The organism is Prevotella bivia DSM 20514 (assembly GCF_000262545.1).
In the GTDB taxonomy this organism is placed as follows: domain Bacteria; phylum Bacteroidota; class Bacteroidia; order Bacteroidales; family Bacteroidaceae; genus Prevotella; species Prevotella bivia.
In genome coordinates, this window is record NZ_JH660660.1 from 845,982 (window position 1) to 872,023 (window position 26,042).

Annotated in this window: 22 protein-coding genes; 9 read left to right on the top strand and 13 right to left on the bottom strand. The window is 39.9% G+C overall.

Translation table 11 applies throughout. The features are described 5' to 3' along the window. Window positions 1-19: 19 nt before the first annotated feature. Both PREBIDRAFT_RS05910 and ruvB read right to left on the bottom strand, forming a co-directional pair. Entirely contained in the window at window positions 20-478 is a 459-nt protein-coding gene (locus PREBIDRAFT_RS05910) for a DUF4252 domain-containing protein (protein ID WP_004339472.1), read from the bottom strand. A 187-nt stretch (window positions 479-665) separates the two neighbouring features. Further along, a complete protein-coding gene (gene ruvB, locus PREBIDRAFT_RS05915; RefSeq protein WP_004336321.1) occupies window positions 666-1,703 on the bottom strand; it encodes a Holliday junction branch migration DNA helicase RuvB in 1,038 nt (345 codons plus the stop codon). A 348-nt stretch (window positions 1,704-2,051) separates the two neighbouring features. On the opposite strand from ruvB, the gene PREBIDRAFT_RS05920 reads away from it, so the two are divergent. The 3 genes from PREBIDRAFT_RS05920 to PREBIDRAFT_RS05930 are packed head-to-tail and all read left to right on the top strand — an operon-like array spanning window position 2,052 to window position 5,134. Further along, window positions 2,052-2,954 carry a YitT family protein gene (locus PREBIDRAFT_RS05920; protein ID WP_174299185.1) on the top strand — a complete coding sequence of 301 codons (903 nt, stop codon included), beginning with the start codon at window positions 2,052-2,054 and terminating at the stop codon, window positions 2,952-2,954. A gap of 49 nt (window positions 2,955-3,003) precedes the next feature. After that, window positions 3,004-4,398 (top strand): DUF5687 family protein, encoded by a 1,395-nt coding sequence (locus PREBIDRAFT_RS05925; protein WP_004336323.1) that lies wholly within the window; start codon window positions 3,004-3,006, stop codon window positions 4,396-4,398. A gap of 31 nt (window positions 4,399-4,429) precedes the next feature. Further along, the gene (locus PREBIDRAFT_RS05930) at window positions 4,430-5,134 is read left to right on the top strand and encodes an ABC transporter ATP-binding protein (RefSeq protein ID WP_004336324.1); all 705 of its coding nucleotides are present in this window, start codon (window positions 4,430-4,432) and stop codon (window positions 5,132-5,134) included. Between the two features lie 156 nt (window positions 5,135-5,290). Here the strand turns inward: PREBIDRAFT_RS05930 and PREBIDRAFT_RS05935 are convergent, their stop codons facing one another. From PREBIDRAFT_RS05935 to PREBIDRAFT_RS05945, 3 genes are all read right to left on the bottom strand, one after another. Continuing rightward, window positions 5,291-6,871, bottom strand: a complete 1,581-nt coding sequence (locus PREBIDRAFT_RS05935) for a S41 family peptidase (RefSeq protein ID WP_004336325.1) — start codon at window positions 6,869-6,871, stop codon at window positions 5,291-5,293. A gap of 33 nt (window positions 6,872-6,904) precedes the next feature. Further along, complete coding sequence (locus PREBIDRAFT_RS05940; protein WP_004336326.1) at window positions 6,905-8,851, bottom strand: DNA topoisomerase IV subunit B; 1,947 nt, start codon at window positions 8,849-8,851, stop codon at window positions 6,905-6,907. Between the two features lie 70 nt (window positions 8,852-8,921). After that, window positions 8,922-10,070: a hypothetical protein gene (locus PREBIDRAFT_RS05945; RefSeq protein WP_004336327.1), complete on the bottom strand. Its 1,149-nt coding sequence runs from the start codon at window positions 10,068-10,070 to the stop codon at window positions 8,922-8,924. A 610-nt stretch (window positions 10,071-10,680) separates the two neighbouring features. Here PREBIDRAFT_RS05945 and PREBIDRAFT_RS05950 point away from each other — a divergent pair. Further along, window positions 10,681-12,618 carry a starch-binding protein gene (locus PREBIDRAFT_RS05950; RefSeq protein WP_004336328.1) on the top strand — a complete coding sequence of 646 codons (1,938 nt, stop codon included), beginning with the start codon at window positions 10,681-10,683 and terminating at the stop codon, window positions 12,616-12,618. Between the two features lie 85 nt (window positions 12,619-12,703). Here PREBIDRAFT_RS05950 and PREBIDRAFT_RS05955 read toward each other — a convergent pair whose 3' ends face one another. Both PREBIDRAFT_RS05955 and PREBIDRAFT_RS05960 read right to left on the bottom strand, forming a co-directional pair. After that, a complete protein-coding gene (locus PREBIDRAFT_RS05955) occupies window positions 12,704-13,321 on the bottom strand; it encodes a hypothetical protein (RefSeq protein WP_004339475.1) in 618 nt (205 codons plus the stop codon). A 229-nt stretch (window positions 13,322-13,550) separates the two neighbouring features. Then, window positions 13,551-15,437, bottom strand: a complete 1,887-nt coding sequence (locus PREBIDRAFT_RS05960; protein WP_004336330.1) for a heavy metal translocating P-type ATPase — start codon at window positions 15,435-15,437, stop codon at window positions 13,551-13,553. A 172-nt stretch (window positions 15,438-15,609) separates the two neighbouring features. Here PREBIDRAFT_RS05960 and dusB point away from each other — a divergent pair, with 172 nt between their 5' ends. Further along, window positions 15,610-16,587 (top strand): tRNA dihydrouridine synthase DusB, encoded by a 978-nt coding sequence (gene dusB, locus PREBIDRAFT_RS05965; RefSeq protein WP_004336331.1) that lies wholly within the window; start codon window positions 15,610-15,612, stop codon window positions 16,585-16,587. 35 nt (window positions 16,588-16,622) lie between these two features. On the opposite strand, the gene yfcE is transcribed toward dusB, so the two are convergent. Then, complete coding sequence (gene yfcE, locus PREBIDRAFT_RS05970) at window positions 16,623-17,162, bottom strand: phosphodiesterase (RefSeq protein WP_004336458.1); 540 nt, start codon at window positions 17,160-17,162, stop codon at window positions 16,623-16,625. A gap of 352 nt (window positions 17,163-17,514) precedes the next feature. Between yfcE and PREBIDRAFT_RS05975 the strand changes: the two genes are divergently transcribed. After that, a complete protein-coding gene (locus tag PREBIDRAFT_RS05975; protein ID WP_004336456.1) occupies window positions 17,515-18,447 on the top strand; it encodes a DUF7017 domain-containing protein in 933 nt (310 codons plus the stop codon). A gap of 14 nt (window positions 18,448-18,461) precedes the next feature. Here the strand turns inward: PREBIDRAFT_RS05975 and dprA are convergent, their stop codons facing one another. From dprA to PREBIDRAFT_RS05995, 4 genes are all read right to left on the bottom strand, one after another. After that, the gene (gene dprA, locus PREBIDRAFT_RS05980; RefSeq protein ID WP_004336455.1) at window positions 18,462-19,592 is read right to left on the bottom strand and encodes a DNA-processing protein DprA; all 1,131 of its coding nucleotides are present in this window, start codon (window positions 19,590-19,592) and stop codon (window positions 18,462-18,464) included. Window positions 19,593-19,622: 30 nt separating this feature from the next. Beyond that, window positions 19,623-20,033: an acyl-CoA thioesterase gene (locus tag PREBIDRAFT_RS05985; protein ID WP_004336454.1), complete on the bottom strand. Its 411-nt coding sequence runs from the start codon at window positions 20,031-20,033 to the stop codon at window positions 19,623-19,625. Window positions 20,034-20,110: 77 nt separating this feature from the next. Then, entirely contained in the window at window positions 20,111-21,409 is a 1,299-nt protein-coding gene (locus PREBIDRAFT_RS05990; protein WP_004336453.1) for a DUF2851 family protein, read from the bottom strand. A 79-nt stretch (window positions 21,410-21,488) separates the two neighbouring features. Continuing rightward, entirely contained in the window at window positions 21,489-21,914 is a 426-nt protein-coding gene (locus PREBIDRAFT_RS05995) for a DUF2147 domain-containing protein (protein WP_004336452.1), read from the bottom strand. 308 nt (window positions 21,915-22,222) lie between these two features. On the opposite strand from PREBIDRAFT_RS05995, the gene dapB reads away from it, so the two are divergent. The 3 genes from dapB (at window position 22,223) to PREBIDRAFT_RS06010 (ending at window position 25,277) form a co-directional block, all read left to right on the top strand. Then, on the top strand, window positions 22,223-22,978 hold the full coding sequence (dapB, locus tag PREBIDRAFT_RS06000) for a 4-hydroxy-tetrahydrodipicolinate reductase (RefSeq protein ID WP_004336451.1): 756 nt from the start codon (window positions 22,223-22,225) through the stop codon (window positions 22,976-22,978). Between the two features lie 118 nt (window positions 22,979-23,096). Then, on the top strand, window positions 23,097-24,629 hold the full coding sequence (lepB, locus tag PREBIDRAFT_RS06005; RefSeq protein WP_004336450.1) for a signal peptidase I: 1,533 nt from the start codon (window positions 23,097-23,099) through the stop codon (window positions 24,627-24,629). A gap of 33 nt (window positions 24,630-24,662) precedes the next feature. Continuing rightward, window positions 24,663-25,277 (top strand): WbqC family protein, encoded by a 615-nt coding sequence (locus PREBIDRAFT_RS06010; RefSeq protein WP_004336449.1) that lies wholly within the window; start codon window positions 24,663-24,665, stop codon window positions 25,275-25,277. Between the two features lie 318 nt (window positions 25,278-25,595). Here the strand turns inward: PREBIDRAFT_RS06010 and ybeY are convergent, their stop codons facing one another. After that, window positions 25,596-26,030: an rRNA maturation RNase YbeY gene (gene ybeY / locus PREBIDRAFT_RS06015; RefSeq protein ID WP_004336448.1), complete on the bottom strand. Its 435-nt coding sequence runs from the start codon at window positions 26,028-26,030 to the stop codon at window positions 25,596-25,598. Window positions 26,031-26,042 lie beyond the last annotated feature (12 nt).

A 26,042-nucleotide genomic window follows, 5' to 3' on the forward strand; every position in this document is an offset into this window, starting at 1 on the left:
AGATGTGTAGGGGTTTTTCTTATTCTGTCAATTTCTTTAAAGCCTCTGGAGTGATGCTACCATCTATGCAAACAAGGCTACATTCATCTTTCTCAACAGCAATGATGAGTACGCTCTTAACGATATTATCCACTGTTTTTACTAAGATATGTGCCTTTTCATCGCCATCGTTAGCCTTTACAACGTCCTCATATCCATCTGTTTTTAATCTTTTTACAGCTTTCAAAAACTTATTTTTAACGGCTGGAGTAATCTTTCCAATACTTAATACTTGTAGCTGATCAATGTTTTCAGCTATATCCTTGTCGATCTGAATGTTGTCAGTATTAATTCCTAACTTCATCAAATTCTTAGGAATATTGACTACGCTAACATTCTTTTCGTTTTTGAATTGCTCAATTACTTGGCTTACTGTTTGTGCTTGTGCAGCACCAACGCAAGCTATAAAAACTGCTACTGTAAGAAGAAACTTTTTCATATTCATTTTAGTTTGATAGATTAATATTTTGTTAGTTCTTATTAGTATAGTCGCAAAATAAATATTTTTGTGGCAGAAAAACGAAAAAAATATTGGTAAAGGGTAAAAAATATCTCTACGAGTGGGTATCGTTTTATAACGGGATACCCACTCGTAGAGATAAAGCTAGCCATATTTCTATGGAAAATTAAAGGTCGAAGAGGTTGGGTTGCATAGGGTTGGCTGCTTGATAATTGCGCCCTAGGTGGTCGTAAGCCAATTGGGTAGCAACACGCCCGCGAGGTGTTCGCTTAATAAATCCTTCCATAATGAGGAAAGGCTCATACACTTCTTCCACCGTACCACTGTCTTCTCCTATGGCAGTAGCAATGGTCGAAACGCCCACTGGGCCACCTCTAAACTTATCAATGATAGTCAGTAGTATTTTATTGTCGATTTCATCGAGACCGTATTGGTCTATGTTGAGTGCTTGGAGCGACATAGTTGCTATCTCTGGTGTGATGGTTCCGTTACCTTTCACTTGTGCAAAGTCGCGCACACGGCGAAGCAATGAGTTACAAATACGTGGTGTTCCACGAGAACGGAGGGCTATTTCTGCAGCCGCTTCGTCTATAATAGGCACTTTCAGTAGTGCTGCTGAGCGTTTGATAATGCGCTGAATAGTTGCGGTATCATAATACTCTAGGTGCATGTTAATACCGAAACGCGCACGCAATGGAGCTGTTAGCAGACCGCTACGGGTGGTAGCTCCTACTAGGGTGAATGGGTTAAGATCTATCTGAATGCTGCGTGCCGATGGTCCTTTATCTATCATAATATCAATGCGATAATCTTCCATAGCTGAGTAAAGGTATTCCTCTACAACGGGCGATAATCGGTGGATCTCGTCAATAAAAAGAACATCGTTAGGCTCAAGACTTGTTAGGATGCCAGCCAAATCGCCCGGCTTGTCAAGCACAGGGCCTGAGGTTATTTTGAAACCCACGCCCAATTCGTTGGCAATAATATTGCTAAGGGTGGTTTTTCCAAGTCCGGGAGGACCGTGAAGGAGGGTATGGTCGAGTGGTTCACCTCTGTATTTAGCAGCCTCAACAAACACGTTAAGATTTTCAACGACCTTTGCTTGACCGCTGAAATCATCAAATTTTAATGGGCGAAGGGCGTTCTCAAAGTCCTTTTCTGCCGATTGTAATCGTTCTTCTCTTATATCAAAATCTTCAGACATCTTTATTCTTCTATGCTGTTTATCTTATGCAAAGATAATACAAATGAGTATAATACAAGCTTGCTTGAGTATTATCGAGTGCAATTTATCTTATGCAAAGATAAAATAAACGTTGTGATTGAGGAAATCGTTAATCGTCTTTTTGTTTATAGCTAAATACCGAGATAAAGATAAAAGGTTTATTCCTCTTATATTAAATAGTAAATGAAATTAAAATGATATATACAAAATCACGTGCAAATATGGAAATAATTATCTAATTTTGCATACAATTATACAACGTTTTAAAAGACATTAGCCGTGAGTATTAGTAAGAAACAATTGTATCGAGAGATTATTGATTACGTAATGATTGCCGTAGGTATGGTATCATACGCAATCGGGTGGACTATTTTCTTGTTGCCAAACAACATAGGAAACGGTGGTGTGGCAGGTCTTGCATCTATTATTTATTGGGGTACAGGCACACCTATTACGGTAACATACTTTGGTATGAACGTAATTTTGTTGGCGATCGCACTCAAAGTTTTGGGTTGGCGTTTCTGTGTTCGTACGGTGTATGGTGTGATAACGCTTACTGTTGCAGTGGGTGTGATGCGTACAGCTTTCCCAAATCCTATGATCTTACACTCTCAGCCGTTTATGGTAACCATTATAGGTGGTATCTTTTGCGGTCTTGGTGTAGGTTTTGGACTAGCTTATAACGGAAGCTCTGGTGGATCGGATATTGTTGCTGCTGTGGTGAACAAATATCGTGACATATCGCTAGGGCGTGTTATTTTGCTTTGCGACATCATTATTGTATCGCTTAGCTACTTTGTTCTGCACAGTTGGGAGCAAGTAATTTATGGTTATGTAACGCTGTTTACGATCTCGTTTGTTGTCGATCAGGTAGTGAACGTAGGACGTCAGTCGGTGCAATTCCTCATCATTTCCGAGCGCTATGAAGAAATTTGCGAAGCAATTATCGGTGGTACTCATCCAAGAGGTTGTACACTTCTTGATGCACAAGGTTACTACACAGGTCATGAAACAAAGATTATCCTTACCGTAGCGCGTAAGCGTGAGGCACCTATGTTGTATCGTTTGATCGATGAAATAGACCCTAATGCCTTCATAACACTGAATCGTGTAAGTGGTGTTTATGGTAATGGCTTTGATCGTCTAAAGGTAAAACGCAAAAAACAAGGTGCTAGAATGCAGGGATTAGCTGCGCCTATAGCCAAAGAAGAGAACTTAATGGAGGTTTAAACCTTCATTAAGTGATAACTGAAAAATCTAAAATACTAATAGTCGAAGTATGTTAAGACTACTACTACAATTATGGTGGACACAGAAAAAACGTACCTTTGATTGGAAGAAACTAGGCATTTTGGTCTATTTCTTCCTATGTTTTATGGCAGTGATAGGTGCTTTTCTTTGGGGATTTGGTACCAATTTCTCCCAAATTTTACACGAAAGAGCATTACAAAGTATCGTTGTTCCTCTAGCAATGAGTGTTATTCCCATTTGTCTTATGTCTATGTTTATGATGAAAATAGAGGAAAATGGTATGGACAATGCCATCAAGTCGCGACCTTTTACGAAACTTACTTGGGGGAAGTTTATTATTGTTTCAAATATAATAGATTATTGGACAGCTTTCCCACCCATATTAATAACACTCATAGCATGCTTTATAATGCCCTTTGGTTATGCTTTGTTAGCCTTTGTCCTAGCATATATTATAAGTACTACAGTGGCTCTTTTTGTTACAAGTGTGCGCCTTTCTAATAGTTATCTTTTAACAACAGCTACATGGGTGGGTTTTGTTTGTTTCTTAATGTTTATCACTCCTGTAGTTATTGTTGGGATTTCATTCTTTTCTCCGATAGTTTCAGCCTTTGTGGTGATACTCTTTGTGTTGCTATATGCGGGTAGTATCTTTGTTTTTATCTATAATCTTAATACCTATGATGAGCAAAAAAAGACAACGATACGTGGCGGAAAAGAAGGAAAGGTAGGTATATTTACGATGGAATGGGCGGCTTTATGGCGTACAAAACGTTTTAAGAAGCCGATAATCTTATTGTTATTAATATTCACAGGAGAAGCTTATTTCATGGGAAATATAAGTGGATCTGATGAATATTGGACGAATAAGATGAACTATTATATGTTCTTCCTCTTTATTATCTCCTATGCTCCAATTATATTAGGGCAGTTTATGCTAGGTGTTGAGGCAAATTTCATCGATGGACTCCTTACCAAACCATACGCACTTGAGGATCATTTGATTGATAAATACCACTTTTTTATATGCTTAAATTGTATTTCAGCTATGTTATTAGTGCCGGGTGTGTTCTTTAAATTATGGGGAATAGACCTTATTATCACCTCTGTTATCTACAGTTTTGCGCTCGATTTGCTATTGTTCTTTACTTGTTTAAAGTCGAGTAGAGTAGATCTTTTCTCAAGCGGATTCTTCAATTACCAAGGAGCTAATATGGGTTTTAACGTGTTTGGATTGCTACCTTTATTCCTACTAGCCATCTATGTCACGCTTTTAATCTTGTTTCCGTCTGTTTATTTAGCAGAGGCAATCCTTTGTGTAGTGGGCATTATAGCCTTTGCTCTTCATAAGAAGGTTATAAAAATGATAGCTAATAAGTTTAAAGCAAAGAAGTATGAACGCTTAGAAAAGCTAAGACAATAAGGTAATGAACAATTAAAGCATGGAATAAACTATGGATATTCAATTTTCAAACCTCAAAAAACAATACGGTGATACTACTGTACTAGATATAGAAAACTTAACAATCAATCAGGGAGAACTTGTAGGCTTAGTAGGTAATAACGGTGCTGGTAAGACTACTTTAATGCGTCTTATGCTCGACTTAATAGAGAAAACAGATGGTGATGTTCTCATTGGTGGAGCCAATGTCTGTGAGACAGAACAGTGGAAAGAGTGGGTTGGCTCGTTCATTGATGGTAGTTTTCTTATCGAATTCTACAGTCCAGAGGAGTATTTCAACTTCATTGCTAAGGCTTATCATATCTCTGAAGCCGATCTTCAACAACGTTTAGCCGAGTTTTCTGCTATTGATGGTGGCGAAATATTGGGTACTAATAAGCTGATAAAGGATTTTTCACAAGGTAATAAACAAAAGATAGGTATTATAGGCGCTATGATTGTTACGCCCAAAGTGCTAATCTTAGACGAACCTTTCAACTATCTTGACCCTTCTTCACAGATCTTTGTGGCTAAGAAGATCCAACAAATTTGTAGCGAACAAGGTACAACCGTCCTCATTTCTAGCCATAATATTCAGTTTGTTTCTGATATTTGTTCTCGCATCTTGTTACTTGAAAAGGGTAAAGTAATCAAAGATATTAAGCCAAACGATGGCGATAACGTTGCCGAAATCAATGCTTATTTCGAGCAACAGTAGAGATTTTTGATGCAGATAAATAAAAAAATAGGAGCGGTATGACACATCAACCTGCTCCTATTTTTTTACTTTTACGTTCAATAAAAGTGTGTTTTACTTTCAGCAAAAGTGCCTTTTACGTTCAATAAAAGTGTGTTTTACACTCTCATGTATAGCTCATCGTCCTATTACTTCCAATGCTTTTTTCACGATATTACTCTGCTCATTCCATACTCGGAAGTACTCACTCATATCCCAAAGATCACGAGCTATGAGCGCTTTAAGCTGTAGTTTCATGTATTTTTGTGTGTTCTGAAGCTCTTTCTCGTCCTTTGCTTCTAGCTTTTGCTTCTTCCCTTCGGCAAAGATCTGGTCGATAAGCGATTGAGGTATCATATAGTTTTTATCGAAAACTTCAAACGATTTGTATTGCGACTTTAGCTGTTTACGGTTTTGATCGGCATATTTCAAATAAGCATCCATCACAATATTCTTAGCTATTAGTTGTCGATGCAAACGCGTATATTGCATAGTATCAAGCGGAACAAACACATCTGGCATGATACCCCCACCCCCATACACAATGCGTTTCTGTACCTTTGTATAGTACTTCTGCGACTTATCAAAATGGATACTATCAGCGTTTGTCAACTCTCCGTGCTTCAATCGGTTCTCAAGATCCATATCATAATCGTCTTGATCTCCTTTTTTGTAAGGTTTCTGAATACATCTACCACTAGGTGAATAATAGTGAGCTACGGTGAGACGGATCATACTTCCATCGGGCAAATCGATAGGACGTTGCACTAATCCCTTACCAAAGGTGCGGCGACCAATCACCATTCCGCGATCATTATCTTGTATAGCACCGCTCACAATCTCGCTTGCTGAGGCTGTAAACTCATTCACAAGCACATACACTTTGACATCTTTTAGTTTGCCACGACCGTTCGCACGAAACTCCTGACGCTTGATACTGCGCCCCTCTGTATAAACGATCATATCACCATATTGTAAGAACTCATTAGCAATCTGTACGGCTGCTTGCAGGTATCCACCGCCATTATCTTGCAAGTCGATGATCAGTTGCTTCATACCCTTGTGCTGAAGCGAGTCAACAGCAGTCATAAACTCGTTGTAAGTCTTAGCACCAAAACTACCCCAGCGGATATATCCCACTTCAGGGCGAATCATATATGCCGCATCTAACGTGTGTACAGGGATCTTTGCACGCGTAACAACAAACTGCAAACGGTTCTTCACTCCACGGCGTACAATAGTGAGTTTCACCTTCGATCCCTTGCGTCCGCGAAGCTTTTTCATGATGTCTATTCTGTCCATCTTTACCCCAGCAATCGTTGAATCGTTAACCGCTACAATGCGATCGCCAGCCATAATGCCCACTTTCTCCGATGGTCCATTCACTACAGGCTGAATAACCACCAAAGTATCACTCATCATGTTAAACTGAACACCAACACCCTCAAAGTCGCCCTCTAAAGGTTCGTTCATGGCTTTGGTTTCCTTTGCATTCGAATAAGTTGAGTGAGGATCTAGCTCTTTGAGCATTCCTCGAATGGCATCCTCTGCTAGCTTTTGTTCGTTTACAGAGTCAACGTAAAACGAGTTAATAGCCATTTCCGCCATTTGTAACTTGCGAAGTGGAGAGTTGCTACTAAAGTTAAACTTCAGTTGCGCACTTGCTAGCGATGGCAACAACGCTAGTACGGCAGCCAATACTAATATTTTTTTTCTCATAATGGTTCTTTCTATGGTTATGATGGTAGGCGGTTAATAAGCGATATTCTCGTCAACGATGTCTTCCTCCACCACCAGATTATCAATGATAAAGTTTTGGCGTTCCATCGTATTCTTGCCCATGTAGTACTCCAAGAGCTTCTGTACCTGATCATTTTTGTGTAAGGTTACTTGTTCAAGGCGCATGTCTGGACCGATGAAATGGGCAAATTCGTCGGGCGAGATCTCGCCTAGTCCCTTAAAACGTGTAATCTCTGGTTCTGGTCCTAATGCCGAAATCGCCTCTAATCTTTCCTCTTCCGAGTAGCAATAACGCGTGATAAAGTCGCTTTTCTTTTCTCCTTTTGCCTTATTCTTATCAGCTTCCGCAATCACTTTCTTATTCTTTATCTTCGTTCTACGATTGCGCACGCGGAATAGAGGTGTTTGCAATACATATACGTGTCCTTTCTTAATCAGTTCGGGAAAGAACTGTAAGAAGAAGGTAATAATGAGCAATCGAATGTGCATACCATCTACATCGGCATCGGTAGCTACAATCACCTTGTTGTAACGCAGACTATCTAAGCCCTCTTCTATGTCTAAAGCAGCTTGCAGAAGATTAAATTCCTCATTTTCATATACCACCTTTTTTGTCAGTCCAAACGAGTTTAGCGGTTTACCACGAAGCGAGAATACTGCTTGCGTATTCACATCACGGCTTTTGGTAATTGATCCACTTGCCGAGTCGCCCTCTGTAATAAAGATAGCACTTTCCTCCTTTCTGTCATTCTTCACATCACTATAGTGGATACGGCAGTCGCGCAACTTTCGGTTATGGAGATTTGCTTTCTTCGCTCTTTCTCGTGCTAGCTTTGTTACTCCAGCCATAGCTTTGCGCTCTCTTTCCGTTTCTTTGATCTTATTTTCTAGTATATCCGAGCAGTCTTCCTTATGAATATGAAGGTAGTTGTCTACATTTAGTTTAATAAAATCGCCCACATACTTATTTATCGTGTCGCCATCTGGTGCCATTTGTGTGCTTCCTAGCTTCACTTTCGTTTGCGATTCGAAAATAGGCTCCTCCACATTTACAGCGATTGCAGCTACTAGCCCGTTGCGAATATCACCGTATTCGTATTTACCAAAGTACTCCTTAATGGTTTTTGCAATATGCTCTTTAAACGCCGTTTGATGCGTTCCTCCCTGCGTGGTATGCTGTCCATTTACGAAGGAATAATATTCTTCGCCATACTGATTGGTATGTGTAAACGCTATCTCTATGTCTTCCCCTTTCATGTGAACAATGGGATATAGCGGATCCACCGTCATATTATCGGTTAGCAAATCTTTCAAACCATGACGGCTTAAGATACGGCGACCATTGTACATAATAGTCAGTCCCGTGTTCAAATACGTGTAATTGCGGAGCATTGTCTCCACTATATCATCGTGGAACTGATAGTTTTTAAATAGCGTGTTGTCGGGCTCGAAATAGATAAAAGTACCGTTTTCATCGGTCGATTTCGATGTTTTGTCGTCCTTTAGTTCGCCTTTTTCAAACCATAGATGGCGCACCTTTCCCTCACGAAAACTCTTTACTTCAAACTTTGCGCTCAAAGCGTTTACCGCTTTCACACCCACGCCGTTCAGTCCTACGCTTTTCTTAAAAGCTTTCGAGTCGTATTTACCACCAGTATTCAGCATCGACACTGCTTCTACTAGCTTTCCTTGTGGAATACCTCTACCATAATCGCGTACCGATACCCGAAGGTTTTCCTCTATATCTATCTCTATTCTGTTGCCAGCCTCCATCTTAAACTCGTCTATAGAGTTGTCGATAACCTCCTTGAGCAAAACATAAATACCATCTTCTGGCAATTTTCCATCACCTAAGCGCCCTATGTACATACCCGGGCGTGTACGCACATGCTCCATATCCGATAAGTGTCGGATATTATCATCGGTGTATTGCACTTTGCTTTTAGCTTCTTCAGCCATATTTTTTTCCTTCTTATCCTTATTTAGTAACTACAAAAAGCCTCCCTATGGGGGAGGTTTTTGGGTGATTTTACTGTATGCTCTTCTTCCAGCAGCGACGTCGCTTGTGAATTTCAGGATTTAGTGGTCCCCATTGGCTTTGTACCCCTTCGTTGGTTTCCATTTCTACCTGACTCTCGCCCCATTTAAATCCTGCTTTAGCAAAGCGTGGGATAAGGTCGGCAAAGAGCAAAGCGTTAGCCCCTTTTGAGCGATATTCTGGTAAGAACCCTACCAAAAGACAATCGACCCCCTCTGTTTTATTAAACTTAATGGCTCTTAGCAGATGCCACCACCCAAAGGGATATAACCGTCCGCGATGGCATTTTTGCAAGGCGCGGCTCAGCGATGGTATTGTGATACCCATACCAGCAATAGCGTCATTCTTGTTTCCATCCAAAATAACGGTGATGAAATCGAGGTTCGCCAATGGGAAATACATCTGCACATACTGATCAATTTGGCGATCGGTAAGCTGTGAGAACCCATAAAGGTCTTTGTAAGTCTCGTTTACAATCTCAAAGAGTTTGCGACCATATCCACCCTCAAACACATCTTTCTTGGTGAGTTTCTTCACCTTGAGGTTGTATCTGCGTTGTATCATGTTTGCAATCTTTGCATATTTCTCGGGTATTTCTTGTGGAACAACAAGAAACTGTTCTATATAGTCATTGTCCTTTTCCCAGCCTCCTAGCTGCTCTAAGTGCTTAGGATAATACTCATAGTTATAAATAGTGACCATTGTTCCAAGCTTATCGAAGCCCCACGTGAGCATACCTTCAGGATCCATATCGGTAAAGCCTAGCGGTCCAACAATCTGTTCCATGCCCCTGCTGCGGCCGAAATCTCCCACAGCTTTTAGCAAAGCCTCCGATACTTCTATATCGTCCACAAAGTCGATCCAGCCAAAACGCACATTTTTTGTTTGCCACTTCTCGTTTGCTTTATTATTGATAATAGCAGCTACACGCCCTACGAGTTTTCCCGCTTTATAAGCCAAATAGTATTCTGCCTCACAAAAATCGAAAGCAGCATTCTTATCCTTAGATAGCGTGTTCATATCATCGCTAAACAAGTTAGGCACATCATAAGGGCAGCCTTCGTAAAGGTCGTAGTGGAAGTCGATGAAAGTCTTTAAATCTTTCTTCGTCTCAACCTTTTTAATTTGTACTAATGACATCTGTTTATGTTATGTTTTATATTTCGTTTTTAAGTATGCAAAAATAGCAATTAATAAGCAGAATGCCAAATAACTATCTATTTTTGTATAGAGTAAGCTATTGAAGTTACACACATTAGAGGCTGTGTGCAGCTCTTTTCTGCATAGCCCAATACTACCCTTTTAGCTGTCAAAGATAAAGTTTCATCAAGTAAAAGATAAGCTTTTGTGATGCAAAAGGTTATCTTTTATATTGAAAAACAATTTATTTTTATTGTGTTTTTAATTTATTTTTATTGCAAAAATAGGTTATTTTTCATATCAAAAGATAATCTATTGTTAGTCAATAGGTTATCATTAACGTCTCGGAAGGTTATCTTTTACTAGAAAAGCGGTGATGTATTACCTTATGATATAACTTATTTCGTCTACAGAACGCAATCGTTTGCATAGTATTTGCGCTTGATTTATATCATTTTGCTCTCTATGTTAAGCCGCAAAGCAGTAATTTTATGCCGCTAAATTAAAGTTATATTACAAGAACTATTGTGTGGTGTCAGTTTATAATCCTATCAGTATGTTCTTTATGATGATACAACCTACGTATAGAAAATCTATTAATTACAACTATATGAAAATTCGTAATTTTATCTATTTTGCAATGGCAGCAGCATTGTTGTCATCTTGTTCTAAAGCAAGCGATTTGGGTGGTTCTTCTACAGAACCCACCCCGCCTACCCCTGTTCCTACTGTTCCAACTCCTTCTGAAGGGTGGCTTGACAATTATAGTGGGGTAATGCTTCAAGGCTTCTCTTGGGATTCTTACGAAGATACCAAGTGGACTAACCTAACGAGTCAGGCAGACGAATTATCGAAGTATTTCAGTCTTATTTGGGTTCCACAAAGCGGTAATTGTAAGACAGACCATAAAAATATGGGCTATATGCCTGTATATTATTTCGATCAAAATTCTAGTTTTGGTACAGAAGCAGAACTTCGTGCTATGATCAAGACCTTTAAGGATAAGGGTACGGGGATTGTAGCCGATGTGGTGGTTAATCATAGAAACGTAGAAGGTAACAATGGTTCTTGGGTAGATTTCCCTGCTGAAAAATATAATAATGTTACTTATCAAATGCACGCTACTGATATTACTCGTAATGATGATAACGGGAAGACGGCAGCACAAGGTTATAAGCTCAGTGACAAAGATGATGAAGGTACTGACTGGGATGGTTGTCGCGACCTTGACCACAATAGCGAAAATGTACGAAATGTTATCAAAGCATACGTGAAATACCTAAAAGACGACCTTGGTTATACTGGTTTCCGCTATGATATGGTAAAGGGTTTTCATGGAAGCCACATTGCCGAATATAACGATGCTGTTGGTATTCAGTATTCTGTAGGTGAATATTGGGATAATAATGATGCTATAAAGAATTGGATTAACACCACCTACAAGAAGAGTGCAGCCTTCGACTTCCGTTTTAGATACAATGTTAGTGAGGCAGCTCAAAGTGGTGATTGGCGCAAGTTGAATAGTCAAGATAACCTGATACACGATGCCAACTATCGTCGTTATGCAGTAACATTTATTGAAAATCACGATATGCAAGATCGTGGTAATGCTGAAGGGTATAAGAAAGACCCTATTACCAACGATATTGCAGCAGCAAATGCCTATCTATTGGCTATGCCGGGTACCCCTTGCGTGTTCCTTCCTCACTGGAAAGCCTATAAGAACGAAATAAAAGCAATGATAGATGCTCGCAAGATAGCAGGTATTACCAACACCTCTAGCTATGAAGTGATCACTTCTGAAGCCAACTTGTTTAGAGCAAAGATAAAGGGTATGTATGGAAATCTTATTGTCTGTGTGGGATCAAAAGCAGGTGCTACCTCGGCAGAGAATGGATATACCAATATCCTCAGTGGTAATCACTATGCTTACCTTTTAGAGACAAAGGGTGCTTACAGCGATAAAACTATCCTGTTTAGCAAAGTAGATGGAAGTTATTATAATCGTGTAGATGTTACCGTAACTGCTACCGCTGCCGCAAATGGTGGTAAGCTCGTTTATACTTTAGACGGTAAGCAGCCAACAGTAAACGCTACTGCTGTGCCTGCTAATGGTGTTATTACGATTGATAAAAGCGCAACATTGACAGTGGCTCTTGTACAGAATGGAGCTATTACTAGCGTTGTGAGCCATAAGTACACGATTAATACCTTTGTGGCATATACAGCTAAAATATATTTTAAGAAGCCTGCCGATTGGAATAACGTATATATTTGGGCTTGGGATGCTAACGATTCTAAGTTGCTAGGTGTAGAGTGGCCGGGTAAACCAATGAATGTAATGACGATTAATGGTGAAACATGGTATAGCTATGATTTCCCAGTGAGCATAGGAGGATACACCTTTAACGTAATCTTTAATCAAGGACCGGGTTCGTCGGTACAAACAGTAGATATTACAGGGCTAAGTAAAGACACTTATTACGAGCTTGGTACAAAAGCTGGCGATGGTAAATATAATGTAAGTGATGTTACTTCTAAACATTAAAAGTTAGGTTCTTATACACACAAATATAATAAAGGACATTTGAAAGGCTATATCTTTCAAATGTCCTTTATTCATCGAATGGGGCTTAGTGCGCAGCATTACTAGTTTCTTTTTTGTTGGCTTTTCTTCGCTCTATGGCTGCTTCTAACACGCGCTTTTTCTCCATTTCCTCAGTGTAAGCTCGCTCTATCGCATCCTTACCATCGAGCTTTTTAAAGATTTCCCTATTTTGTCGCGTATGCTCTCGGTCGCGGTTTAGACGCTTATCGAACATAGTTGCAAAATCAAACCCACCACCAATATTTGGTAGGTACCCATAATCTTTCATATCTCTTTTAGGCATACTCCTTGATAAACTATCGGCATTGATCCTATATCTGCCTATAACTACTACCTCGTTGAGGCTATGTTTGCTTGGGAAAAGAAACACGGTATCGCACAAAACTTCTGCTCGTTTTAGCTTTTCGGGTAAATAGCCTTTCGCACTAAAGTGAGCCATTTTAAACGAATCGGGTAGGGATATTGTACCTAAATAAATGGTTTTGCCAATCAGTTTGCCGTCCACCCGCACTTCAACATCACGCACAGGAAATCTACTAACGGCATCGCACACCAATATCTTTTGTGCTTTTGCTATAAAAGGCAAGGCAAATAGTAGCAATAAGAGAAATTGCTTTGCTAGTTTTATAATGTATTTGGGCATAAACAAGATGAAAAAATAAAGTTATATAGCGTGTTGTTTGCAAATATAAAAGAAATATACAATACACGATATAACAGAAAGAAAAGATAGGAATGTTTAGGATTTCGGTCGTAAAAGCAGTGGGATTTGTTACTAAAATCCAACGAGTTGAAATGCAATATAAAAGAAAAGAGCTAGCAGGAAAGGGGTTGTCTGTCCCTGCTAGCTCTTTGTTTTAAAGTAAAACCTATTATGTGCGTAATACTCTCATGGCATTGATCACTGCTAATACCATTACACCTACATCGGCAAAGACTGCTAATCCCATAGAGGCTAAGCCAAAAGTGGCAAGGATAAGGACGGCTATCTTTATGCTAATGGCAAAGATAGCGTTTTGCTTAGCTATGTTAATAGTGTGGCGCGAGATGCGAATGGCTTCGGAAATTTTCGAGAGTTGGTCGTCCATAAGTACTACATCAGCCGCTTCTATAGCTGCATCACTACCCAAACCACCCATTGCTATGCCCACATCGGCACGTGCAAGTACAGGTGCATCGTTGATACCATCGCCCACAAAAGCTAAGGTTTCATCGGTAGGTTTGGTAGCAATAAGTCGCTCCACATGGCTCACTTTGTCGGCAGGTAGTAGCTCGGCATGATAGCTATCTATGCCCGTTGCTAGTGCCACTTGGGCTGCAACGCTCTCTTTATCGCCCGTCAGCATCACCGTTTTAGCAATGCCTAAACGCTTCAATTTCTTAATAACAGCAGGAATATCCAACTTTAATTTGTCGGCAATCACTATATGCCCTGCATACGATCCGTTGATAGCTACATGGATGATAGTGTCTGTTTCTTGGTGAGAACAGTGATTACAAGGAGGAATAGTGATACCCTGTTGTTGCATCATTCGCTCATTGCCTACGCTCACTTGTCGACCATTTACAGTGGCTGTGATACCATTTCCCGCTAGTTCTTGCACGTTTTCTATGATACAATTGTCGGCTTCATGTGCGTATGCTTGTCGTAAAGCGAGGGCTATAGGGTGTGTAGAAAAACGTTCAACGTGGGCAGCAAGATGGAGCAACTCATGCTCATCTATCTGCTCAGGGTGTATGGCTGTTACCTCAAAAGAGCCGTGAGTAAGGGTGCCCGTCTTATCAAAAACGATGGTATGGAGCTTTGAAAGCGCATCCATATAGTTGCCACCCTTTATCAATATACCCTTATGAGAAGCACCACCGATGCCCGCAAAGAAGGTCAACGGAATAGAGATCACCAAGGCACAAGGGCAGCTAACGACTAAGAAAGTTAAGGCACGATAGAGCCAAACGGCAAAGGCTTCGCTATAAGCGGGATAAAAGAAGGGAGGAATAAATGCCAAAACGAGGGCAAGTAGCACAACAATAGGGGTATAGATGTGGGCGAAACGATGAATAAACGACTCACTTTTCGACTTGTTATCGCTAGCATTTTCTACCAAATTAAGAATCTTACTAGCGGTAGATTCGCTAAAAACTTTCGATACTTTTACCCTCAATACTCCTGAAATATTCACACAACCAGAGATCACTTCATCATCTTTGGCTACATTGCGAGGCATACTCTCACCTGTCAGTGCTACTGTGTTGAGGCTCGAATTGCCTTCCAAGACAACACCATCTAATGGCACTTTTTCGCCTGGTTTTACCACGATCACATCGCCAATATTGATAGTTTCGGGTGAAACCCTTTCGATGTTTCCGCCTTTTTCTAAGTAGGCTGCATCAGGGCGAATATCCATTAACGCTGCAATTGAGTCGCGAGCACGATCTTCTGCATAATCTTCAAAGAGTTCTCCTATCTGGAAAAATAGCATCACAAATACTGCTTCCATAAATTGTGCTTCGGCTTGAGGTAAGAAACCAATGCCTAATGCACCGATCGTAGCTATTGCCATGAGTAAATCTTCATCGAAAGGATCACGCTCAATGATGCCCTCTACAGCCTCGCCAAGTATGTCGTAACTTATTAAGAGGTAGGGAACTAGGTAAACTAAAAGCAGTTGCCACATAGGTAAAACCGTGTTTTCCTCTATGAGCCACGCCCCGAGAAGCAACACGACTGTTAAGATGATACGTACTAATTTTTTCTTCATAACGTGTTATTATCTATTTATTATTTTGTTTTTTGCTCTGTTACTCTGTCTTTTCTTTACTGTGTTATTTTGTCTTATGAATGCAAAGATAGCTACTATGTTTTACAACCTAGTTGCAAAATGCTTTTGCGCTGTATGAGCAATATATGCTTTTTTTGTTATCTTTGCACTTATGAAGATAGGAAATATAGACTTAGGCGAACGTCCATTGTTTCTTGCACCGATGGAAGATGTAACCGATATTGGCTTTCGTAAAATGTGCAAACGCTATGGAGCTGCTATGGTTTACACCGAATTTGTATCGGCAGATGCCATTATTCGCAGTATAAAATCGACACTATCGAAGATGGTTATCGACGATGAAGAGCGTCCAACGGGTATTCAGATATATGGTAATAATGTAGAATCAATGGTGGAAGCTGCCAAAATAGTGGAGGAAGCAAAGCCCGATGTGATAGATATTAACTTTGGATGCCCTGTTAAGAAGGTGGCTGGTAAGGGTGCTGGCTCTGGTATGTTGAAGAATATTCCATTGCTTTTAGACATTACTCGCGAGGTGGTGAAGGCTGTAAACGTACCTGTTACAGTAAAGACACGACTAGGGTGGGACGAGAACAACCTCGTTATTACCGAACTAGCCGAGCAGATACAAGACTGTGGAGCAAAGGCGTTAACCATTCATGGGCGCACTAGGGCACAGATGTACACGGGTAATGCCGACTGGACACTGATAGGAGAGGTGAAAAAGAACCCACGTATTCATATACCTATCATAGGCAATGGCGATATTACTAGCGTGAAAGATGCTTATGAACATTTTGATAAATATGGGGTAGATGCGGTAATGATAGGTCGTGCTACGTTTGGTTGTCCATGGCTTTTTAGTAAGGAGCAAGATGCGCTTACGCTTGACGACAAGGTGGATGTACTAGAAGAAATGCTGCGCATCAATGTGGAACGTATTGACGAATATCGTGGTATTCTACATACACGCCGACATTTAGCCTCATCGCCTATCTTCAAAGGTGTACCCGATTTTAAACAAATGCGTATTGCAATGCTTCGTTGTACTAAGATGAATGAACTGCTAACAATGCTCGAAGAGATACGAGGATTTCTAAAAGAGAAAGCAGAACAAGGAGAGATTTAAACAAAAAAGCTTGCCACATTGGCAAGCTTTTTTGTTTAGATACGTTCTTGTTTTAATGCTTTTCCATCGAGACTGAACACGGTAAACGTGCCATCTTCGTAGGTCATAAAGGTGGGTTCGTTACCACCTTTGGGAAAAGTAATCGACCCCGTATTGCCAACTAATACCCCATTTTGCTTAGATAACTCCCAAAGATGCGTATGTCCGTAGACGATTGCATCAATGCCAGCTTGTGGAAGATGCTCCTTATTATAAATATGTCCGTGCGTAAGGAATAGTTTTTTACCATTATCAACAAGCATAGTATAGTCGGAAAGTATAGGGAAATGGAGTAGCATTTGGTCTACTTCTGCGTCGCAATTACCACGAATAGCAATGATGTCCCTTGCTCGTTTGTTCAATGCCTCTACGATACTAGGTGCATTAATGCCATCGGGAATGGTGTTACGTGGACCATAATTGAGAATATCTCCTAAGATACAGAGCATATCACAGTGATTGTTATCATAAAAACGGAGCACCTTCTCGAGTGTGGGAAGGCAACCATGTATATCTGAAACCAATAGGTATTTCATAAAAATATTGATGTTTTGGGTGTGAATTATTATATACAAAGTTCGTGTAAACGAGTGCAATTCAAGCTTGCTTGTTCATTGCCGAGTGCAGCCGAACTTATACAAAGTTCGTGCAAACGAGCGCAATTCAAGCTTGCTTGTTCATTGCCGAGTGCAGCCGAGCTTATACAAAGTTCGTGCAAACGAGTGCAATTCAAGCTTGCTTGTTTATTGCCGAGTGCAGCCGAACTTATACAAAGTTACTATTTCTCCCCTAATTAGATGCACAATCATGAAATAAATATGCTTAAAAGTTTGTGTATTGATATGAAAAATATCTATATTTGCAATATACACTAACCGCTTAAAGCCTATGGAAGTACGCGATGTTTTCGAGTTAAGGAAGCAGGGTAAGACAGAAGAAGCTTATGCTGCCATTCTCCCTATGTATGCTGTCCATAAAGGAAAGTACACCACCCTTGCCATGTTTTGGGTGGGAGTGGATATGATGAAACTTCGTTTTAAGCAGCGAAACCTAGAGGAAGCATATAAAATATTTCAGAGTTTAGTGCGTGTTTATCCTACAATGGAAGATAAAGAACTGTCAGGTCAAGCCGTATTGCTACGTGCTGCCATCTTTGTTTATGATCATCATCCCACGTTTTCAATGTTAAACTTCATTCAAGAGTGGGGTATTGAGAAGCTGATAGAGGAAGATTGGAAGATGGAACGTGCCGAAAATCATCCTATACCATCGTTAGGAATGCGTATTGTAAGCAGAGTTTTCAAGGAATTAGAACTTCATCCGAGTGTGGAAAAGGCATTACAAGCTGCTAATATCTTAGCTATTGCTTTGAAATATGCGCCTTATAACATGAATAATCAGCGTTATAAAGCGATTATTTACAGCATAATGGGGAAGAAAGATAAGGCGATTAATATTTATAGACACCTTATAAAGTATCATCACCAAGCCTATCTTTATCAAGAATTAGCCAATCTTATTGATGAAGAAAAGATAAAGATTGCCTTACTTTGTCGTGCCTTGTTGGCTCAAAAGGATGATAAATTTAAGCAACGTATTCGCTTTACATTGGCTAATTTGTTCTTCCGTTATTATAAGAGTAGGGCGAAATACGAACTAGATAAGTGTTTGGATGTTCGTAAAAAGCTAGGTTTTGCCATTACGTGGGAAATGCAAAACCTTGCAGCTTCTTTACAAGATATTACGCCATCGACCGATATTGACCAAAAGAGCTTTTATCGACAAATGGAGAATTATGTAAAGATGAAGGTGGAAATTTAGAAGCTAAACAGTGCTTATAGCGTATACAAATGGTATACTCCACCAGCTAACATCTTTACAACTCCTTTCATTTCTAAGCCAAAAAGTATGCCTGTGAGGGTAGAGATAGATACTCCCGACTGTATCGAAAGTAGATTTACTTGGAGGTCATTCTGCTTGGTTAGGGCTGCAACAACGCACTCTTCCTCTTGTGTTAGGTTCGGAAAGAGTGTACGCTCAATCCCTTTTTGATGCGCTTCTTCTAGTTTTATAGTGTCGTCCCAACCCATTGCTTTCACAAAGTCGTAGGCATTGGTGATAAGACTAGCACCATTGTCTCGGATAAGGTTGTTACATCCTTCGCTAAACTCTGCTCCAACGCTACCCGGAAAGGCGAAAACATCACGGTGATAGCTTCTTGCTATGCTGCAAGTAATGAGCCCTCCGCCTTTAGAAGCCGACTCAATGAGAATAGTTGCATCACTACATCCTGCCACAATCCTATTCCTTTGTACAAAGTTGTGTGCCTTTGGCTGTGTGGCTGACATATATTCAGTGAGCAATCCGCCATGGTTCGTCATCTCAGTAGCGGTTGAACGATGAGCAGTGGGATAGATCATATCAAGTCCATGGGCTAAAACACCAATGGTTTCGAGATGATTTGCAAGTGCAAAACGATGTGCATTGATATCTACTCCATACGCTAGTCCACTGTAAATTGCCACGTGTGGACATAGATCCTTTAGCTCTCTTACGAACGACAGGATAAGATCTTTACCGTAGTTGGTGCAATGGCGAGTACCAATAATATTGATACTGCGCCTTGTGTTCAGACTTGCCGAACCCTTATAGTATAGTGCTAACGGCGCATCAGGACATTCTTTCAATCGCTGTGGATAGTCAGCATCGTTGAAAGTAAGTACTTTTATACCCTTTTTATCGATGAATTCGGCTTCTTTCTCCACTCTTTCTCGTATCATATCTATATCACCTAATGCTTCTATAAGGTATTTTGAAGCATCAGGAAACAAGCTTTTAATATCGCTTCGGTGGTCGATGATCTCCGAAGCACTTTCTGCTTTTTGATAGATAGTTAAGAGTTCTGCTGGGCGAAATTGTGCCAAGCGAGAAAGAATCATCGTATTTAGCGTTTCTGTTGATAGCATATATCTATAAGGTAAGATATTATTAAGTGCTTATTTTAGCACCTTTGAGAAAGCTTTGTCGTAGTCTTCGCTCCAGCCTAATTTGCCATTAATGAGCGTTACAAGATCTACATCGGCATGAAAACATAGTGTTTCATCGCTTGCTCTGTAAAGATCGTGGTTGAAAACCCAGCGTAATCCCTTCTTCTGAAGTCCCATACGAGAGATAAATTCATCATCACAGCGAAGTGGAACCTTATACGATAAGCTCATTCTAGCTACTACAGGATCAACACCTTTGTCGTGAAGATCGGAGAAGCTAACACCTAACCAGCGCAAAAAGCGATGACGTGTGTGTTCCGTATAGTGAAGATAGTTAGCATTGTTTACGATACCTTGGATGTCGCATTCATAGTCGCGCACTTCCATTCTAGTCTCAAAAATATAGTTGTTCTCTTTCATTCTTAATTTTGTTAAAGGGTTATTATTATAAAAGGATATAGCAAATAATAGGTGTTTATAGGTTTGATATACCAATTTTACCTTACCTTTAGGTATTCATAACCTATCCTACACCGCAAGCAATCTTTACAATCGCAGTATTCTTTCTTCAGTTGTATGAGTGCTTGGGCATCTCCTGCCGTCTCTATTTGTAAACCAACCTCGCGCCACATACGAACAATATGGTTGTCTTCTGCTTTCAATTGTTCAAGGAGTGAGAAGGCTTTATCCACCAAATATTCATCACTTTTGTAGCGTCCGTAAGCAAAAAGCATAGGTACTACTGTATTTATGATGATCAAATCAATGGAATGAGCAGAGAGATGCTTCTTGTTCTCTGTACTTTCGGCACCGAATAGATAGTGGGTTTGCCAATATTGGCTCACTTCTGTTTGTAATTTTTTCCGCAAATCCTTAATCGTTTCACACTCTATTATGCTCGATAAGCTAGCTTTTTGCATAAAATATAATTGTGAAAGCTGCGCTATTCGGATGTGAGGAAAGTTCTGTGGGCGCAAGCGAAGAAACTTCCATTGTGTGAAATGTATAGGCTCTACACCAAACTTGTGCGACAAAAAAAGGAATTCTTTGCACAACCTTTTATAATAAGGGTGCTGAATGGCTTCCTCTCGGTAACGTTCTGGAATAGAGAGTGGATTTAACAAACCTGCCATCCCTAAGAAAAACGCTTCTACTTGTACTAAGTTATCACGGTGGTGGGCTATCGTTTTTTGTAAAGAGAACTGCTTTGCCCATAGTTCAAAGACCTCACCATTAATGCCAAAGCCATAGTTTCGTGCTAAAGTAGCAAAGTAAGCCTCTTCCCACGAACCATTAAAGTGCTTAACACGTTGTAGGATTGCTTCCGTCTTTTGTTCTAAACGCTCGGTTTGTAAAGCGCTCATCCATGAGTGAACCATTAGTTTTGATAGTTTTGGAACTATCTTATAACAAGGTGGATAGTTATCTCCTTTGATCAGTTCTTGATAGTTTTTCTGCACTTCGGCAGGCACAGAGAGCTGAAGTTGAGGTGGAGTTTCGCCAGCTTCAGTACATACCTCACCATCTATCACGCCAGCTACATGTAGGATAACGTTATTATACCTGCTGTCTAGCTGATGTTTATGTATAAACCAGTCGGACGATCGATCATGAATTTCTACGTTTCCCACCCATAATGTGTTACCTATCTGAATTTTAGCATTAAAGAAATCGGGTCCTGCATTGGTGTTATGCAGCCCCGTATCTATTACTTCTACTCGCTGTCCGCTCGTCGTTTCTAAGCCAACAAGCGGGAAAAGCTTATGTTTCCACACATAATGGAGTAACTGTTCCATGCGTTTATAGTAAGTTTTAGGTACCGACAAAAATACGAAAAACTATCCACAATTACCGCCAAATATGATAAATTTATTTTTACTTAATGCGTGTCCACACAGTATTACGTCCTAGAAGCGAGAAGCCAATAAAGCCTCTTACCGTAAGATCACCATTACTTTTCATGGTAATTTTACAGCTATAAGTCTTACCATTTTCAGGATCATAAATCTTACCGTTTTCCCATACGTTCTTTCCCGAATAAGTAAACCCATACACAATACTCTTTCCTACCAATGGTTTGGTGCGTTCTGCCGCCTTAGGGTTATGCGTGTCAAGCTTGCCTTGAGTTTTTGTCCAAACGAGTTTGCCAACATATTTGTTCCCACTTTTTGTGATAGCTACTTTAGCATTCTTATTTTCAGTGAGATAAGTACCTATGATCTTATCAGCTTCTGTGTGTTGAGCCAATACATTAAGTACACTACATAGCACTAGACAAATAGATAATAAACACTTTTTCATTTCTTTGTTTTATTTAAATTGATTAATAATTGAGTGCTTAAAAAGCGCATACAAAGATAGTTTTTATATTTTGTTTATATCCCATTTGTTGTATTTATTGTTCCAAAATACCATAAATATATGTAAAAAGGTTGCTACTATTCAATCTATTTGTGTGTTTTTTTACCTTAAAATATTTGCTCTTTTACCCTATATTTACTTGATTTTCAACCATCATAATAGTTTACTTCCAATTAAAATTAGTGAATTGTTTTTGTGTTATGTAGCAAACTACTTACCTTTGTACATCAATAAATAAACGAAATAATATGAAGATAGCACTTATAGGTTACGGAAAAATGGGACACATGATTGAGCAAATAGCGCGCGATCGTGGACATGAAATAGTGAGTATTATTGATATTGATAACATAGCCGACTTCGATTCGCCTGCTTTTGCATCTGCCGATGTGGCTATAGAGTTTACCAATCCTACTGCTGCTTACGACAATTACCTACGTGCTTTTGCACATAATGTAAAGGTAGTGAGTGGCTCTACGGGCTGGATGAATGAACATAAAACTGAGGTGGAGCGCCTTTGCAAAGAAGAAGGCAAGACCCTTTTTTGGGCTAGCAACTTCTCTATTGGTGTGGCTATCTTCTCGGCTGTCAATCGCTATTTAGCTAAAATCATGAATGGTTTCCCACAGTATGATGTCGAAATGGAGGAAGTGCATCACGTTCATAAGCTTGATGCACCATCAGGAACAGCCATTACCTTGGCAGAAGAAATCATTGATAACCTCGATCGTAAGGATAAATGGGTGAAGGGTGCGCAACACTTAGCCGATGGAACAGTGGAAGAAAGCCAAGAAATAGGTGATAACGAACTACCTATTGCCTCCATTCGCACCGATGAAGTGCCGGGTATTCACACCATTACTTACAACTCGGAAGCCGACCAAATTACTATTACCCACGATGCACATAGCCGTCAAGGCTTCGCCCTAGGAGCTGTGCTTGCTGCTGAATACACCAAAGATCACGAAGGCTTGCTCACTACAAGCGACTTGTTTAAGTTTTAACCCCCTTACTATTGTAGCATAAGTTTTGAAAAAAGTGTGCATACATTTTTCAAGAAATATGAATATTTTTTTCTAAGAGTACGAACAAATTTTTCTGAAAACGAAATAGAATAAACGCATGATTGATAAAGAAAAAGCCAAACTTGACCCAAGAAAACAATGGGCAAAATTTATTTGTGTTACTGTCCTTTACTTGCTGTTCCTTTTTTGGGTAGGCTCATGGTGGGGCTTAATCCTATTACCTTTTATCTATGATATTTACATATCTAAGAAGATAAAATGGCAATGGTGGAAAGAAGCAGAGGGCCCTGTACGCTTCATTATGGGCTGGGTAGATGCCTTAGTATTCGCTTTGGTAGCAGTATATTTTATCAATTTGTTCTTCTTTCAGAACTATGTTATCCCTTCTTCCTCATTGGAAAAGTCGCTCCTCACGGGCGATTACCTCTTCGTGTCTAAGGCTAGCTATGGTCCTCGTATCCCAGAGACACCGCTAACAATGCCGCTTACGCAGCATACTTTGCCTATTTTCAATTGTAAGAGCTATGTGGAATGGCCTCATTGGGACTATCGGCGTGTGAAAGGTTTGGGCAAAGTTGAGTTGAACGATATTGTCGTGTTCAATTATCCAGCAGGCGATACCATTATGACCAATCCTAATTATGCTGCACAAGATTATTATCAAAGTGCCTATACCTTAGGCGAAAGCCTATTGGCACAGCAAAAACCCAATATCAATCTTGCAACGATGACGCTTCAGCAGCAACGTTCTTTCTTCTCACAAGCTTATAATATGGGTAGAAGCTATATTCTTGCCAATGCTAATATATATGGGGTACTCGACTCTCGCCCTACCGATCGTCGAGAAAACTATGTAAAACGTTGTGTTGGTTTGCCTGGTCAGACTCTTCAAATTAAGAACAGAATAGTATATCTTAATGGTAAAGCAAACAAGGAACCAGAAAATGTTCAGTATACTTACTTCGTGAAGTGGAAGGGAATTACTAGTGCCGACCTAGCCAATGATGCTAATGCCGACTTCCGTAAAGAGAATGGTATTAGCAATGAGGATGTAGAAAGTCTTGCACGTTTGCATGGTTATGATGTGCAGGATGGTCTTGTTTTAAACACTAGTGTATTACAGCAGTTTGACGGATACTTACCACTTACCAAGCGTGCTATTGATGCTCTAAAGTCGAAAGGGTGGTTAGCAGCGATTCGCCCTGTAACCGACAAGGACGTATATAGCGGTCCAAACTATCCTCTCAATGCCTATACCAATTGGACAAGAGATAATTATGGCCCTATTTGGATCCCTCAAAAGGGTAAGAGCATCACACTTACTTTGGCTAATCTCCCTGTCTATGAGCGTTGTATCAAGGTATATGAAAAGAACAATCTGCAGGTGAAAGGAGATAAAATCTTCATAAATGGTAAGCAAACCAATAGCTATACATTCAAGTTGGATTACTATTGGATGATGGGAGACAACCGTCATAACTCTGCCGATAGCCGCTATTGGGGCTTTGTTCCTGAAGATCATATTGTAGGGAAGCCTATTTTTATTTGGTGGAGTAGCGACCCTGATCGTAAGGGGTTCGGTGCTATCCGCTGGAGTCGCTTATTTACTTGGGTAGATAACATTAAGTAGGCTTAATACAATTTATTTATATATCTTAGCATAATGGATAAGGTTTTGCTCTCTACCACCTACTTTGGACCTATTCAGTGGTACCAAAAACTCAATCGGTACACAACGGTTGCGATAGAACGGTGGGATAATTTTCAGAAGCAAACCTATCGTAATAGGTGTATAATTCCTACTACGAATGGCGAGCAAGCCTTATCCATTCCTGTTGAAAAGTTTGAAACAACCAAATGTCCTATGACGGATGTGCGCATTAGCGATCATGGCAACTGGCGGCATCTACATTGGAATGCGTTGCAGTCGGCTTATGGCGAGAGTCCTTTCTTCGAGTATTACGAAGACGATATTCGCCCTTTCTTTGAAAAGAAATGGGATTTTCTTTTCGATTTTAATCTTGAGATCACACAAAAAATGTGCGAACTCATCGATATTTCTCCCAATATCACCCTTACCGATGAATTTGTTTTAGAGCCAGCAGAAGATATTCTCGACCTCCGTGAAGCTATTCGCCCTAAACACCCTACACTCGATCCCGACTTTGTTGCTAAGCCCTATTATCAGGTTTATCAGCAAAAGCATGGCTTTAAAGCTAATATGAGTATCCTCGATTTGTTGTTTAACGAGGGCAACGAAGCCGTGTTTTATCTGTAATCTATACCCTTTTCCTATCACTATCTTTCTTTTGTGTTGTTGAGGATAGGTATGTTTTTTTCTAAAATATCATTTTCTTAATTGTAAACGATAACCTTTTTAATTGCAAAAGGTAATCTGTTGTAAATCAATATGTTATGTTTTGCGATGAAAAATAATTTATTTTTATAGTAAAAATAAATTAAAAACAAATGAAAAATAATTTATTTTTCAGATCAAAAGGTGGTAGATTACAATAAAAAAGGTAACCTTTCGTTGTTTGAAAGATTACCTATGACTATTTAAGCGCTTATCTATTATACTTTAAACGCTTATTTCTTATTTTTCTTCTGCTGCTAGCTGGCGGAGCAAAGCAAGGGCTTTATTCTCGTTGTCTTCCATGATTTCACGCTCGCCAGGCCCCTTATCGTTGATGCCACATAGGTGGAGAATGCCGTGAATGATAACACGTTCTAGCTCGTCCTCATAGGTTTTATGGAAGAGTTCGGCATTGGTGCGAACAGTATCGAGCGAAATTACGAGGTCGCCACTGATGGTATCGTCCTCATCATAGTCGAAGGTGATGATGTCGGTATAATAGTCGTGTCCAAGATACTCGTTGTTTACCTCAAGAATTTTTTCATCATCTACAAACATATAGCCTATATCTCCAGTTTTAAAACCATGACTTTTAGCCACTGCTTTTATCCACTTTGATATTAGTCTTTTCTTTATTTTAGGCATTTTAACGCCTTCTGCACTATATGTTATCATATTTGTTTTGTT

Coding starts and splice junctions, on each gene's coding strand:
- PREBIDRAFT_RS05910 (WP_004339472.1), bottom strand. CDS start 478: ATGAAAAAGTTTCTTCTTACAGTAGCAGTTTTTATAGCTTGCGTTGGT.
- ruvB (WP_004336321.1), bottom strand. CDS start 1,703: ATGTCTGAAGATTTTGATATAAGAGAAGAACGATTACAATCGGCAGAA.
- PREBIDRAFT_RS05920 (WP_174299185.1), top strand. CDS start 2,052: ATGATTGCCGTAGGTATGGTATCATACGCAATCGGGTGGACTATTTTC.
- PREBIDRAFT_RS05925 (WP_004336323.1), top strand. CDS start 3,004: ATGTTAAGACTACTACTACAATTATGGTGGACACAGAAAAAACGTACC.
- PREBIDRAFT_RS05930 (WP_004336324.1), top strand. CDS start 4,430: ATGGATATTCAATTTTCAAACCTCAAAAAACAATACGGTGATACTACT.
- PREBIDRAFT_RS05935 (WP_004336325.1), bottom strand. CDS start 6,871: ATGAGAAAAAAAATATTAGTATTGGCTGCCGTACTAGCGTTGTTGCCA.
- PREBIDRAFT_RS05940 (WP_004336326.1), bottom strand. CDS start 8,851: ATGGCTGAAGAAGCTAAAAGCAAAGTGCAATACACCGATGATAATATC.
- PREBIDRAFT_RS05945 (WP_004336327.1), bottom strand. CDS start 10,070: ATGTCATTAGTACAAATTAAAAAGGTTGAGACGAAGAAAGATTTAAAG.
- PREBIDRAFT_RS05950 (WP_004336328.1), top strand. CDS start 10,681: ATGAAAATTCGTAATTTTATCTATTTTGCAATGGCAGCAGCATTGTTG.
- PREBIDRAFT_RS05955 (WP_004339475.1), bottom strand. CDS start 13,321: ATGCCCAAATACATTATAAAACTAGCAAAGCAATTTCTCTTATTGCTA.
- PREBIDRAFT_RS05960 (WP_004336330.1), bottom strand. CDS start 15,437: ATGAAGAAAAAATTAGTACGTATCATCTTAACAGTCGTGTTGCTTCTC.
- dusB (WP_004336331.1), top strand. CDS start 15,610: ATGAAGATAGGAAATATAGACTTAGGCGAACGTCCATTGTTTCTTGCA.
- yfcE (WP_004336458.1), bottom strand. CDS start 17,162: ATGAAATACCTATTGGTTTCAGATATACATGGTTGCCTTCCCACACTC.
- PREBIDRAFT_RS05975 (WP_004336456.1), top strand. CDS start 17,515: ATGGAAGTACGCGATGTTTTCGAGTTAAGGAAGCAGGGTAAGACAGAA.
- dprA (WP_004336455.1), bottom strand. CDS start 19,592: ATGCTATCAACAGAAACGCTAAATACGATGATTCTTTCTCGCTTGGCA.
- PREBIDRAFT_RS05985 (WP_004336454.1), bottom strand. CDS start 20,033: ATGAAAGAGAACAACTATATTTTTGAGACTAGAATGGAAGTGCGCGAC.
- PREBIDRAFT_RS05990 (WP_004336453.1), bottom strand. CDS start 21,409: ATGGAACAGTTACTCCATTATGTGTGGAAACATAAGCTTTTCCCGCTT.
- PREBIDRAFT_RS05995 (WP_004336452.1), bottom strand. CDS start 21,914: ATGAAAAAGTGTTTATTATCTATTTGTCTAGTGCTATGTAGTGTACTT.
- dapB (WP_004336451.1), top strand. CDS start 22,223: ATGAAGATAGCACTTATAGGTTACGGAAAAATGGGACACATGATTGAG.
- lepB (WP_004336450.1), top strand. CDS start 23,097: ATGATTGATAAAGAAAAAGCCAAACTTGACCCAAGAAAACAATGGGCA.
- PREBIDRAFT_RS06010 (WP_004336449.1), top strand. CDS start 24,663: ATGGATAAGGTTTTGCTCTCTACCACCTACTTTGGACCTATTCAGTGG.
- ybeY (WP_004336448.1), bottom strand. CDS start 26,030: ATGATAACATATAGTGCAGAAGGCGTTAAAATGCCTAAAATAAAGAAA.